Origin of the sequence: Bartonella sp. DB5-6, from assembly GCF_000278115.1 — a bacterium.
GTDB classification, from domain to species: Bacteria; Pseudomonadota; Alphaproteobacteria; order Rhizobiales; family Rhizobiaceae; genus Bartonella; species Bartonella refiksaydamii.
In genome coordinates this window covers 133257-147045 of record NZ_JH725117.1, presented here as the reverse complement: position 1 = coordinate 147045, position 13789 = coordinate 133257, and the positions used below count along the sequence as shown (strand labels likewise).

Below are 13789 nucleotides of genomic sequence, written 5' to 3'. Positions count from 1 at the left end.
CTTTTGAACGAGACAAAGTTTGAGAAAATACAAACACGGGTTTCTTTGCGTAAAAGCAAAGGGGCGGTTGTGTGCGGAGAGTTAAGCAGATGCGTTTTTGTTTGAAACAACAGAAAGTGAAGAGGGAGCAATGATGGGTTTTCGTACACTTGATGATGTTGATGTCGCTGGGAAACGTGTTCTTGTGCGGGTGGATTTTAATGTTCCAATGGCGCAAGGCGAAGTATGCGATGAAACGCGTCTCAAACGACATAAAGAGACCCTTATTGAGCTTCAAAAGCGTGGAGCTAAGCTTATTCTTCTTTCCCATTGTGGTCGCCCCAAAAGACAGTTGGAGCCAGAATTTTCACTATACCCCGTTGTGCAAGCGTTGGAAAAAATAATCAATCAGCCGGTGGCTTTTGCATCAGATTGTATCGGAGAAGCCGCGCGGATGGCGGTTGATGCGTTGCAAAACGGTGGTGTTTTACTGCTTGAAAATGTTCGTTTCCATTTAGGTGAAGAAAAGAACGATTGTTCTTTCGCTGAGGCTTTAGCGCATAATGGGGATATCTATGTCAATGATGCTTTTTCAGTTTCTCATCGTGCCCATGCTTCGGTGGAGGGGATAACACATTTGTTGCCTTCCTATGCGGGACGTTCTTTGCAGGCTGAATTGCAGGCGCTAGAAAAAGGGCTTGGTAACCCGGCGCGTCCAGTGGTTGCTATTGTGGGTGGGGCTAAGGTTTCTAGTAAGCTTTTTGTGCTTAATCATTTGTTGGAAAAGGTTGATCATTTGGTGATTGGTGGTGGTATGGCCAATAGTTTTTTAGCGGCGCAAGGCATTCATGTTGGAAAGTCACTATGTGAACATGCACTTATGGAAACGGTAAAAAAAGTGATTCAAAAAGCGCAAGAATGCCAATGTGAGCTTCTACTCCCTGTGGATGTGATTGTTGGATTTCGCTTTGAAAAGGATGCACCGCATCGGCTTTATGACATTAAAGATATTCCTGAGGACGGCATGATTCTGGATATTGGTGCCCGCTCCATTGCGCATGTTAAAGGTGTGCTTGATAAAGCAGCCACTCTTGTGTGGAATGGGCCTCTTGGTGTTTTTGAGAAACCTCCTTTTGATCAAGGAACAATTGCGGTTGCACGCCATGCTGCAGGACGCAGCCAAAAGGGGAAATTGGTTTCAATTGCTGGAGGGGGAGATACAGTTTTTGCGCTTAATCATGCTGGTGTTGCCAATGATTTTACTTATCTTTCGACAGCAGGCGGTGCTTTTTTGGAATGGATGGAAGGTAAGGTGCTGCCTGGTATTCTCGCGCTCATGCAGGCTTAAAGGGTTTTAGGCTTAAAGAAAAGCTATATGATCATGGAGTTGTGTGGGGCGTGATGGTGGTGTTGCGTACTTTTAGAAATTGAGACAAAACAAAGAGGAATTTTTTATGAATGAACGTCTTGAGGATATAGCACTTGCTCTGGTTTGTGCGGGTAAAGGTATTTTAGCGGCAGATGAAAGTACTACTACGATTGGAAAGCGTTTTGAAACTATTGGTGTTGAATGCAGCGAAGATAATCGCCGCGCTTATCGTGAAATGCTTTTTAGCGCAAAGGAAGCCATGGAAAGTGCTATTTCTGGTGTCATCTTATTTGATGAAACCATTCGTCAAAAAGCATCATCTGGGAAAATGTTGATAGATCTTATTCGTGATGCGGGTGCTTTACCAGGGATTAAAGTCGATACTGGCGCTAAACCATTGGCGGCTTTTCCTCAAGAAACAATTACAGAAGGATTAGACGGGCTTCGGGAGCGTTTAAAAGATTATTATGTTTTGGGAGCACGTTTTGCTAAATGGCGGGCGGTGATTGCGATTGATGCACACACTCTCCCAACAAGAGGGGCAATCAACCAAAATGCGCAAGCTCTCGCACGCTATGCTGCTTTGTGTCAGGAATTAGGGATTGTGCCGATTGTTGAACCAGAAGTGCTTATGGATGGACCATCGTGTGGGCATTCAATTGCGCGCTGTTTTGAGGTGACACAAGCTGTTTTGACTGCGGTGTTTAAAGAATTGTCTGAGGCGCGTGTTCTTTTAGAGGGTATGATTTTAAAACCCAATATGGTGATTGATGGAAAAGGTGCACGCAATGCTTCTGTGGAAGAAGTGGCTGAAAAGACAGTTCAGGTGCTTAAACGGACTGTTCCTACTGCTGTTCCAGGGATTGCTTTTCTTTCTGGGGGACAATCTGATGAAGAAGCAACTGCCCATTTATCGGCAATGAATGTTTTGGGGAATGCTCTGGGCGCATTGCCTTGGAAATTGACCTTTTCTTATGGGCGGGCGTTGCAAGCGGCAGCTTTGAAGGCATGGGGTGGCAGACATGAAAATATTGCTGTTGCACAAAAGGCTTTTTTTCATCGCGCACAGATGAACCACCTTGCGGCTTTGGGGCAATGGACAAAAGACCGTGAGAAATCTTGTGCTTGAAGAATAAGTTCTCTGTTTGAATGTGGGGAGATTTTGCATGTTTCTGCGTGATTTAAGAAGCCCTCATCATGATAAAATGGTGGGGCGCGCTTTTTAGGATTGAAAGCTTTCTCAGAGAATTTTTCCTCGTGTATTTCTTTAAGTATTTGTGGAGGACGTCGAGAGGTGAGAGCGGGGAAGGGGAGATAATGCTCGTAAATTTGTGAATGAACAGCATTACGGTGTGTTGTTGTTCATGAGGCCGGTACTTACTTTTTGAGTGAAAATCATAAAGCTGATACTGTTTTGAAGAGTTTGATAGCGCAATATTTTTTGTTTTTTGACACTCTTTTGTCATCCGTAAAATCCATTTGATTGCAGTCGAGAAGGTGGATGAGCGGGGAGATTGGAAAGTTATAATTTCAGGGCAGATAAAACATGCGGTTTGTCAACCTTTTGTGCGTAAGGATAGCCTAATCTTCAAGGTAGACGGTTTTTTTGTATTTTAGACGAACGGATTGAAGAGTTCTTGCTAAAGAAAAGAGATTTGTACTTAGTAAAATACTTGTTTTTTAGTGAAAATGAATAAATTTTTCTTGTATTTTGTGATGATATAATCACAAGTGACCGATTTTATAGCATCTTGGCTTAAAAATGGGGGGGATTTGTGGACAGCATATCTTCTAAGAAGATAAACACCACAAGAAAAAATCGATACGCAGAAGAGAGTACTTTTGCAATGATGATGCGAGATTTGTGCAAACTAGTGCGTGGAGTATTCGCTTGGATATCTGGACTGTTTATTTTCATAATTTTTCTTATTCTGTTCAACATGCGTGGATTGGTTCATGCCGTGCTAAATTTCTTTACGCGGGCGAGTATGTTAGCGTGCTTTTTCTTTTTTTTCGGATACCTCTTAGAACGGCGCGAAGGAACAACAGGCGATAGCGCTATATCGTTCGCATTACTCATGGCAATTGGTGAAGGCGTTTTTTCTATTTGCTGCCTGTCTGCTGCGTGGGGTTACGACGCTCTCTTATTCCGTTTAGCCCCTCCTGGGTATGTTCTTATTCTCCCTGAATAAAGAGAGTTTATAGCGTTTGCACATAACGTAATCAAAATGAAGAGGCTATCCGCTTCTCATACTCTTATGCCTACTCATCAAAATCATGACATTAGACCAGCGTTTATTGAGAGGGCTAACAAATCTTGCTTCTTAAGGTCAAGGAAACATTTACATGCTAAGATATCCAAAACGATTTCTGAATAGAGATACGCATCTACCATGATCTCCTCATGTTTGAGATTCACCTTATCTACGCTGGATGGGTTTTGGGATCAATGTCAGATTAAGGGCGTTTTCTCTTTTTTTTCATTCTTCATCATACGCAAAGAAAACCCGCTTTAAAGCGGGGTACCTTATTGGCAGTTTTGACTAACGTGTTTTCTACAAAACCTTAATTATGAGAGCTCTCAAATCGCGCCCTTCTTACAGCTGAAGACAGTTTTATTGTTTGCAATATACAAACGACTTTATTGGGCACAAATAATTCCACTGAGCACACTCAACTTTACTGGAACTTTACGGGTCGTTTTTTGCTCTTCACAACCAGAAATAGGCTTTTACATGCCGAGGTTACCAAAACGATTTTTGAATTTAGAAACACGACCACCACGATCTACAAGTGTTTGAGACCCTCCTGTCCACGCTGGATGGGTTCTTGGATCAATGTCTAGATTAAGGGTGTCCCCCTCTTTTCCCCAAGTTGAGCGAGTCGTATATTGGGTGCCATCCGTCATAACAACGGTAATCCTATGATAGTTGGGATGAATATTCGCTTTCATGCGGCAAACCTTCTGTTTTATACAACGAAATGACACGTGTTTTTTTTGAGTGCGCTTGCTTCGTCTTTTTGGTAAGTTGATTAAATTATTCTTTCTATAACTGAGCACGCATTAAAAAACAAGTGTTCAAGGTGTGTTGTTGTATAAAGAGTTATAAACAACCTTTATTTAAGTGAGCGAAAGCCTATGAATTTCTTCAATCATTCAGAAAAATCTGTAAAGTCTTCTCTAAAAAAACCTTCATTATCTTCGCTTGCAACTTTTGGCCCTTATCTTGTACGCTATCGCTGGTTGTTTGTCTTTGCCTTTCTTGCTTTGTCTGTTGCTGCTCTTGTTACTTTGGCTTTGCCTATTGCTATTCGTCAAATGTTTGATCATGGTTTTTCTGCTTCAAGCCATGACCATATCAATTTTACTTTCTGTGTTTTGTTTGTCTTAGCTTTGCTTCTCGCACTTGCTTCTGCTTGCCGTTATTATTGTGTTATCACCTTGGGAGAGCGGATTGTTGCCGATTTACGGCGTGATGTTTTTGTGCATATAATGAAACTTTCTCCTGCTTTTTTTGACCATTCCCATTCTGGTGAACTTGTTTCGCGGTTGTTAACAGATACTACGCAAATAAAATTGGCTGTTGGTTCAACTGCCTCTACAGCTTTGCGTCATCTGATTGTGGTGATTGGAGCAGTTGTGATGATGGTGATCACAAATGCCAAATTGTCTTCGCTTGTTTTGCTTGCTATCCCCTTTGTTGCTATTCCGTTAGTTATCTTTGGGCGCAAGGTTCGTGTACGTACACGTGCGGCACAAGATCGTCTTGCAGATGCAAATGCTTTGGCAACCGAACAGGTAAGCGCTATTCGTACTGTGCAAGCCTTTACCGCTGAAAAACTTGTTTCTACACGCTTTTCACAATTGATAGAGCGTGCTTTTCAAACAGCACGTGCTTCTGTCATTTTGCGTTCCTTTTTTACGGGTTTTGCAATTTTTATGGTTTTTAGCAGTGTGGTTGCTGTTTTATGGATTGGGTCTCGAGATGTTCTGAATGGTACTATGACTGGTGGGACACTAGGTCAATTTGTCCTCTACGCAGTGTTTGGGGCTTCTACTTTTGCGCAATTATCGGAATTGGGAGCAGAATTAATACAAGCAGCAGGCGCGGCTGAACGACTTGCTGAATTGTTGCAAGAAAAACCTACAATTTTAGCTCCTCAAAATCCCTTACCGTTGGCACAACCTGTCCGAGGTGCACTTGTTTTTGATCAGGTTAATTTTACTTATCCTTCCAGACCACAAGAGAAGATTTTGCGTTCTCTTTCTTTTTCTGTCAAAGAAGGTGAGACGGTTGCTTTTGTTGGTGCTTCTGGTGCAGGAAAAAGCACCATTTTTTCTTTGATCCTTCGTTTTTATGATCCTACAAGTGGTCAAATTCGCTTTGATGGCGTGGAGATTAATCGTCTTTCTTTGCAAGATTTACGCAGTGCAATCTCTTATGTTCCACAAGATGTCGCTATCTTTGATGGGACGTTACGCGATAATATTATTTTCGGGACAGAAAAGTGTAATGAAGAGCAAATTGTTGCTGCGGCAAAAACAGCCAATGCTCTTGAATTTATTGAATCTTTACCAAACGGTTTTGATACGCAAGTGGGAGAACGCGGTACTATGCTTTCTGGTGGACAAAAACAACGCATTGGTATTGCACGCGCAATTTTAAGAAATGCCCCCCTGTTGCTGCTTGATGAAGCAACATCAGCCTTAGATGCAAATAGTGAAAAATTGGTGCAAGAAGCCTTAGAAGGGTTGATGCAAAACCGAACAACATTGGTGATCGCTCACCGTTTAGCAACGATTTTAAAAGCAGATCGCATTCTCGTACTGGACAAAGGGGCTCTTGTTGAAGAAGGAACACATGCCGAACTTGTTGCACAAAACGGGGTTTATGCATACTTAGCCAAATTGCAATTTTCACCTGAATAAGGAATTAGCATAAAGATCAGCATTTTCATTGTGGTGTTGTCAATGGAAAGTAAATATATGCATTTCTATTTTTTTAATTCTGGTGAAAATTCAACTTCTCATGCGTGATCTAGCTGCGCGTTTTTGTGAAAACTTTGAAAAGCATTGAAAACAATATGCAGCGCTATCGCAAGATATGAGGAGAGGGCGCTTCTGTAATAAGAGAATGTTATGTAGTATAAGGATGTAACTGTGAAGGGGTATTGTGTTTTTATTGCTCTTTGTAAGCCTTGATCGTGATGGGTTATTCTTGAATTTCGTCTTCAAGCCTGTTTAGATTTGGATTAGGAGAAAATATTATAGTAAAAATATAAAGTATTTGGCAGGACTTTTTGAATCTTTGAAATTTAAAAGTTTTTAAAGGCTTTCATGAGGTGCGTATGGGCTCATTACTAGCAATGATTTTTTGAAAAATATCAAATATTGACATCATCATGGGTTTATTATTGTTGGTTTCAAAAAGTTGAAAATGATACTTTAACATTGTCTTTTTTCAGACATTCTCGGTGGTTTAAATGCCTTTTTTGAGAGTTTTTTCTAGTTTGAGGCGAATAAGTTCATTGCCAGCAATGACATTTTTTTTGCGAAATATATCGTTACCACCTTCCTTATCCGTGACAAAACCACCGGCTTCGCGAACCATCAGTATTCCGGCGGCTATATCCCAAATTTGCAGATTGTCTTCCCAAAATCCATCTGTTCTTCCTGCGGCGACATAAGCTAAATCAAGAGCGGCAGCTCCAAAGCGGCGAAGTCCAGCAACTTCAGCCATGACATTGCGCAATTCAATAAGATATGCACCATGATTTGGACGACCAAAATGCGGCATGCCCGTTGCAATGACACAATCTTCTAATCGGCGTCGTGCAGAAACGCGACAGCGCCGGTCATTAAAAAAAGCACCGCCACCGCGTTCAGCGGTAAACAACTCATCATTCACGGGATTATAAATTACTCCAGCAACGATTTTTCCTTGACTTTCTAAAGCAATGGAAACCGCAAAAAAAGGAATGCCATGGAGAAAATTTGTTGTGCCATCCAAAGGATCGATAATGAAACGATGCTGTGAATCTTCCCCAATGATTTCCTCAGATTCTTCCATCAGAAAACCAAATTTTGGTCGTGCTTTGCTTAAGTCATTGAAAATAATTTTTTCAGCCTTACGATCTGCTTGGCTTACATAATCTGCTGGCCCTTTCAAAGACACTTGCAAATTTTGCACTTCACCGTAATCACGCACTAATGAGCGTCCAGCTTTCATTGCAGCTTGCACCATGACATTCATGATTGCAGAATGGGCCATTTTTTATTCCTTTATTTATCCTTTATCATTTGCACGACGCACATAAATCAACTCGTTGGTGTCGACAATGACACGTTCACCAGCATTAATAAAAGGTGGTACAAGAATGCGAATACCATTTTCAAGAATGGCAGGTTTATAAGAAGATGTAACTGTTTGCCCTTTGATAGCAGGATCTGCTTCAACAATTGTTACAGTGACCTGATCGGGAAGTGATATGCCAATAGGCTTTTCTTGATAAAGTTCAACAGTTACTGTCATCCCGTCTTGCAAGAAAGCAGCGCGTTCACCGACAAAATCTTTTTGTAATTCAAGTTGTTCATAAGATTCTGAATCCATAAAGACTAGAGCGTCACCTTGTTGATAGAGAAATGTAAAGTCTTTTTGTTCAAGGCGTACGCGTTCAACAGTTTCGGCAGAACGAAATCGTTCATTGAGTTTTGTACCATCGATTAAATTTTTCATTTCAACTTGGTTAAATGCACCACCTTTTCCTGGTTTTACAGCATTGCATTTCACAGCTACCCATAAGCCTCCTTGATGCTCGATTACATTTCCAGGACGAATTTCATTGCCATTAATTTTCATCGTTTATATCCAATTTCATTTTTACAAAAAGAGAGCTTTTTTTTGCCCTTACGGTTATTCACCCTTCGTTGTTCTTGCGGTAGGCTCTCTCGTGGTCTTTGTGGTGGGTTCTTTCGTTGTCCTTACAGTGGGCTTTCCATCATGTTGGCAGAGAGAAAAGCCTAGATAAGTTCTCCCAAAAAAGAGCCTTTTCTTACTTTTTAATTCTTTGCAAGACCATAAAAAGCGTTCAAACGCAAGCTTTTTAAAATTTGCACAAAGATTTTTATGGGATTGGGAGGGGATTTTACGAGATTTTGGGCGGTCTTTGTCGGATTTTATTTCTTGGCAGTAAACGATATCATTTCTTTGAAGTGTGTATTAAAAAATAGGAAGCAGCTTTATTGCTTCTTTGCGAGCTTTTTCCAATTGCGTATTGTCCATACCTTCAAGCATCATTTCAAGGTCTGGTGCTTGAATTTTGGCGTGTTTTGCAAGCATATACCATGCCGCTGCCATGACTATATCGCCTTTTGTGCCTATTCCATCGCGATAGAGCCTTGCGAGAGAAACTTGTGCTGGTGGAACCATATTGATGGCATTGCTCATAAGCAAATGAAAAGCACGTTGAAAATCGGTTTCTCCACCACGACCTTTCACAAGCCATTGTGCTAAAAGGATTTGTGCTGTAGAGTGGTTGTTTTGGGCAGCTGCTTCCATGAGTCTGCGGGCGTTGCGCTCATCTCTTGGACGCGTTGAAGTTCCTGAGGCAAGAATTTTTGACGCAGCAAACGCGGCTTCAGAATCTCCACGGGCAGCGCCTTTTAAGAACCATTTTAATGCTTGTTCTATCGCCTCATTTTCACGGCTTTGTGAAGAAACACCCGCGAGAACTTGTTTTTCACGCGAGGCTTTATAAAGAAGCAATTGTCCATAATAAAAATAGGCTTCTTTTACCTTAGCATCTACGGCTTTTCGGATAAACTCTTCACCAAGTTCCTGATTTTGCGCAATGAAATTTCCATCAAATAATAGAAGACCGTAGCGCAGTTGCGCTTGTGGTTCGCCTTGTTTTGCTGCTCGTCCAAACCACAAAGCAGCGCGCGCACCATCACGAGGAACAGCGCATCCTTCCATATAAATCCGAGCAACCAGAGTCTGTGCGATGGGATCATTTTGTTCTGCTCGTCTGAGTGCTTCACGAAAGGCTTTTAAATAATAGCCTTGGGTGTAATAGTCATAAGCTTGATCATATTCTCCAGCTTTTAAAGGTTGGAAAGGTTCTTGAGTGTTTGTGGTGTCTTGAATTGTATTGAAAGAACGTTCAAAATTTGAGAGCTCCTGAACATTGGCAGCAGATTTTGCAACAGTACTGGTGAAGCAAATCATTATTAAGGTGAAGAGCGCTATGCTTTTTTTTATCATGCCTTGCTTTATCATGAATGCTCCTTCTCCCCCTCTACGAGAAGAAGTTTTTACATTTTTCTTTCATCATATCAAGTGTACTCAAAGGATTTATACCCAAGGGATTATAGTGGAGATTTCCACTATTTCTACACATCATTGTGCTCATGGAAGTAAGAGCCAAGATTTAACTTGGTGGAAAATGTTTTCTTTTTCAACGGAGTAAAAATAACATTCTTTCTATATTATTCTTTACGACTAATGTGAATAAAAAATACAATGTGTTTTTCATTAAAAACAAAATTTGAATTGATGAAATATCAACCTTTGTCGACATGTTTGGCAATTATGGGGGCTTCTTTTAGCTTTACCAAACTATGCTAAAACGTTGATGATGATATTGTCAATGGATGTTTTTGATTGTTGAGAAAATCACACAAAATGAAACTCTCTAAAGGTATTGGATTTTTACCGATACCCTAGAAATGCTACACGAGATATAGCAAGCTATTCAACTGCTTTAGTCACAGATAAACCAAATTTTGTGATTACACTTCCACGTAATAACTAGGGTGTGGAGGATTTTTCATTATTTTTAAAGCGATAAATTATTATACCTTGTATCGTTACAATATATAAAAAAGTTTATTCGCTCTGGCTAAAAAACAAGAGTTTGTATTGAGGTGAAAATCTCTTTTCTTTAGCAAGAGCTTTTAGGTCTTTACGTCTCAAATATAGAAAATCTCCACATTAAATAGGGGGTTCATCTATTATAAGTACGTATATAATAACGTGTTGCTCCCGCCTCATCATAATAAACAACAGACATTATACCTTTATCCATTGGCGCTATTCTATAAGTCAAAGTTACACCCATGTTCTGCTGTTTTTGGGGTTGATCTGTATAGATCACATTATATCCATTCCGTCGCAACAGATCGATAAATAAAGGAGTAAAGTTGTCTGCTGTATTATTTTTCTTTATAATAAGTGTGGTTGTAGCTGGCGGTAAAGGTTTTTTGAGATTACGGACAAAATCGTTAGCAATTAATTTTGCAGCATTCGTCGTAACATTTTGATCAACATAACTTGATGAATTACCATTCATAGATACACAACCAGCTGTCAACACAAGCGGTGGTAGCAATAAATATTTTAACATCTTAATTCCCCCCTATTTATGGTTAGGCTCTCTTGTTTATTAGGCTCTCTTGGGAAGCTCTTACAGCGAAATAAGAGCACTTTTGCTCATGACCATACTAACAACGTATCGGTGCACAATCAAGCGGTATTTTTTCATTCGTTTTTTAAAAACTACTATCATCTCTAAGAGCATTTAAAGGTTATACTTAACATACAAAATATATATTAAAAGCATATAAAACATGTGTAAGCATATACTATAGGTAAATTTATTTTGTGATGTGCTGTGGTAATATAGTTTTTTAAGATAGGCTTAACCGTTATCAAATGATGTGTTAGGTGTACAGTTTTACCAAATAAATTTTCAAGTGCTGGTTTTTGAGGGCTGTTCTTTTCAAAGATATTTATGAGTGTTTATGAACAGAGAGTGTAGATCTCTAGCATGATGTTAAAAATTTTCATTTTGATCAGCGATGAGTTGTAAAATTGCTCTTTGTTTTACCGATGTTAAAACTCTAAATCTTTTTAACAGCAGATATTCCTCTCTGCTCGATATTATCTCGTCATGTTGGTATGGAGATTCTTGTTTTGTTAAGATATCTGCGTAGAAAAAGGTAAGTGGAACGCTTAGGATATCGGCAATATCTTTCAGGCGTCCTGCGCTTACACGATTTAAGCCTGTTTCATATTTTTGAATTTGTTGGTAGCTTACATTTAAAGCATGCGCTAATTGTTTTTGAGACATTTTCAACATTTTTCGCCTAAAACGAATTCTCTTGCCTACAAAAATGTCGTTGAGAGTTTTGGTTTGCACTTTAGAGCCCCCCGCCGGTTGCGAGCGCCCTCGCATGAGTATTCCGGGAGCTTGAAAACACTGAACTCAAATCAGCATTTTGCTTTTAGTGCTGAGAGCACCTGGACATAGCAAAATCTCCCGGAATCCCGGGATACCCACAGAGTGGGTTCATTTTTATGTTTGAGTTTCGGGTTTTCAAGTCCCTATTGGTCGTTGCGTATGCGACCAAAATCACCTTTTAAGTCATAAAGCAATTTCGGGAAATTTACAATAAAAATGAAAATAGTGTTTTTTTCATGAGAGGAGCTGCGTTTTTCATCAAGTCAAAAATGGTGAGAAAAGCGGTGGCACTTTTGCGTATGGGTTTTGTTTAGTCCCTCTCTGGGTGCGAGCGCCCTCGCATTGGTATTCTGGGAGTCTAAAACTGAACCTAAATCAGCATTTTGCTTTTAGTGCTTAAAGCACTTGGACATAGCAAAATCTCCCAGAATTCCGAGGATATTCATAGTATGGGCTTATTTATAATGGATTAATCTGCGTGTTCAAACTTTAGGGAGCAGTTTTCTATTGGGCGTTGTTTAAATTTAATTGAATGCGTAAGAAATTGCTGCTGGATCTAAAGTGAATCCAGATTCCATTAATCGAATGACAAGTTTTGGAACTGTTTCTTTTACGTGGTTCTTGAAAGGAAGGTATATAATTCCAGCAATATCTGAAGGGGGGGCAACGTCTTGCTTTATCAGAATAGCAACATTTTTTCGAGAAAGCGCGGATATTAACATGCCCATTTCGAGAACAACATTTTGTCGCGCACGAGGTTGTGCTTTTTGGGGACCATCACTTTTGGAATAGCCCATGTCATCAGGAGTGAGCAGTACAATACCAAATTTTGTAGAACGGGTTGGATTACAGATCTCTTTTTCCAAAGCTTCAATGATGGTTAGACCATTACCGCTCGTATTTTGCAAGATGTAAGGTTCAAGCCCAAGCCTGCGAAGAGTAAGTTCAAGTTGCTCTAGGGCAGCAGCATCATGACCGTGTACGACAAAAACTTTTTTATCTGAGGTATTGGAAGAAGTCTTTGGGGAAGAAGTTTTTGATTTTTTTCCTAGGTGCTTGGCTAAGGCTTTTTTTAGGTTCTCTTGTAAGGGGCCACTGCTTTGAAAGACGATTTTTCCTGAGCTTCCTCCATACCAATTAATTGATCCTGCATCTAAGATTATGATCTGATATACTTCAGGGGAATTATGTGATAGAGGTTTGGCTTCTATGATTTCATATCCAGCTTTGCAAACCATGTTTTTAAGGTCTTCAAAGGTACCTTTGTATTCCATTTTTTATGTCCCCTCCATATCTCTATCATCAGTTGTCGGTATTCATTATCAACATTAACAATGATGATTTTTCCCAATCATGATGGTTTCTTTTTATAAGATAAAGTTTTATGATTTTTTTTCTTATACTATGTAAAAAGGGGATGCTAGCTTTTTCATCTAATTCTGTTAAATTTTGAGACAATTTGATGGAATTTTGAGACAAGAGGAATGCACTTTTATCCCCTTTATCTGTAATTGTGGGTGATACATGGATGATATGGGTATGTGTGGGTTTTTGTCGGTGCTTGTATGAATGTTTCCCCCGCATTACAAGGGGGTGGTTTCACATTTTTCTTTTATTCTTTCGAGTATCATCAAAGGATTGTCGTTCCCGAAAATGACTTCTTCGACAGCAATGAATTCACAGGCGGTTTTTAAGACTTCATCAAAAGTTGTAAAATCGCTTCCTGCTTGAAGAATAGCAGGGATTTCCATAATCTCTGCCCACCACCCTGCTAGTTGGACATTGCGGGGGTGAGGCTGTGGCTTTTTATCAGCACCAAGTTTTCCAAAGAATAGGTAATCGACGCCGGCTTCTCCAGCAACCATAGCGCTATGGCGATTGCGTAAATTTCCAAAACCTATGATTTTTTGTTCCCTTTTCTGATTGTCGAGGCTTTCGAGAGCGTTAAGGTCACCCTCTATATGCACGCCATCAGCCTTTATTCGTCCCGCAATTCGGCTGTCTCCAGCAATGAGAAGGGCGGTATCATTTTGTTGAATATCTTGTGCATAAAGTTGTGCTTGTTTTTGTAAAAAAGCTGCATCACCCTGAGAGTCATAAAGAATAACGCATGCAAAAGACTTTTTTTGTGAGGTTTGGGGTTGTGAGGTTTGGGGTTGTGAGGTTTGGGGTTGTGAGGTTTGGGGTTGTGAGGTTTGG

General features: G+C 40.1%; 12 protein-coding genes. 4 read left to right on the top strand and 8 right to left on the bottom strand.

Annotated features, from left to right (window positions below; genetic code table 11):
* Nucleotides 1–130: 130 nt before the first annotated feature.
* The 3 genes from pgk (at nucleotide 131) to MCO_RS04500 (ending at nucleotide 3540) form a co-directional block, all read left to right on the top strand.
* Nucleotides 131–1327: a phosphoglycerate kinase gene (gene pgk / locus MCO_RS04510; RefSeq protein WP_007552887.1), complete on the top strand. Its 1197-nt coding sequence runs from the start codon at nucleotides 131–133 to the stop codon at nucleotides 1325–1327.
* A 106-nt stretch (nucleotides 1328–1433) separates the two neighbouring features.
* Nucleotides 1434–2477 carry a class I fructose-bisphosphate aldolase gene (locus MCO_RS04505; protein WP_007552885.1) on the top strand — a complete coding sequence of 348 codons (1044 nt, stop codon included), beginning with the start codon at nucleotides 1434–1436 and terminating at the stop codon, nucleotides 2475–2477.
* Between the two features lie 859 nt (nucleotides 2478–3336).
* Nucleotides 3337–3540: a hypothetical protein gene (locus tag MCO_RS04500; protein ID WP_245256845.1), complete on the top strand. Its 204-nt coding sequence runs from the start codon at nucleotides 3337–3339 to the stop codon at nucleotides 3538–3540.
* Between the two features lie 539 nt (nucleotides 3541–4079).
* On the opposite strand, the gene rpmE is transcribed toward MCO_RS04500, so the two are convergent.
* Nucleotides 4080–4301, bottom strand: a complete 222-nt coding sequence (gene rpmE / locus MCO_RS04495) for a 50S ribosomal protein L31 (RefSeq protein ID WP_004856429.1) — start codon at nucleotides 4299–4301, stop codon at nucleotides 4080–4082.
* A gap of 186 nt (nucleotides 4302–4487) precedes the next feature.
* On the opposite strand from rpmE, the gene MCO_RS04490 reads away from it, so the two are divergent.
* A complete protein-coding gene (locus tag MCO_RS04490; protein WP_007552882.1) occupies nucleotides 4488–6278 on the top strand; it encodes an ABC transporter transmembrane domain-containing protein in 1791 nt (596 codons plus the stop codon).
* Between the two features lie 550 nt (nucleotides 6279–6828).
* On the opposite strand, the gene MCO_RS04485 is transcribed toward MCO_RS04490, so the two are convergent.
* The 7 genes from MCO_RS04485 to MCO_RS04445 form a co-directional block, all read right to left on the bottom strand.
* The gene (locus MCO_RS04485; protein ID WP_007552881.1) at nucleotides 6829–7620 is read right to left on the bottom strand and encodes an inositol monophosphatase family protein; all 792 of its coding nucleotides are present in this window, start codon (nucleotides 7618–7620) and stop codon (nucleotides 6829–6831) included.
* Nucleotides 7621–7635: 15 nt separating this feature from the next.
* Nucleotides 7636–8208, bottom strand: a complete 573-nt coding sequence (gene efp / locus MCO_RS04480) for an elongation factor P (protein ID WP_007552880.1) — start codon at nucleotides 8206–8208, stop codon at nucleotides 7636–7638.
* 360 nt (nucleotides 8209–8568) lie between these two features.
* Entirely contained in the window at nucleotides 8569–9612 is a 1044-nt protein-coding gene (locus tag MCO_RS04475) for a tetratricopeptide repeat protein (protein WP_040298822.1), read from the bottom strand.
* A gap of 742 nt (nucleotides 9613–10354) precedes the next feature.
* The gene (locus MCO_RS04465; RefSeq protein ID WP_007552877.1) at nucleotides 10355–10753 is read right to left on the bottom strand and encodes a hypothetical protein; all 399 of its coding nucleotides are present in this window, start codon (nucleotides 10751–10753) and stop codon (nucleotides 10355–10357) included.
* 429 nt (nucleotides 10754–11182) lie between these two features.
* A complete protein-coding gene (locus MCO_RS04460) occupies nucleotides 11183–11584 on the bottom strand; it encodes a helix-turn-helix domain-containing protein (protein WP_007552876.1) in 402 nt (133 codons plus the stop codon).
* A 530-nt stretch (nucleotides 11585–12114) separates the two neighbouring features.
* On the bottom strand, nucleotides 12115–12864 hold the full coding sequence (locus tag MCO_RS04455; RefSeq protein WP_007552874.1) for a TIR domain-containing protein: 750 nt from the start codon (nucleotides 12862–12864) through the stop codon (nucleotides 12115–12117).
* A 309-nt stretch (nucleotides 12865–13173) separates the two neighbouring features.
* Nucleotides 13174–13789: thiamine phosphate synthase (locus tag MCO_RS04445; RefSeq protein WP_007552871.1), on the bottom strand; the 616-nt coding region annotated here is incomplete at its 5' end.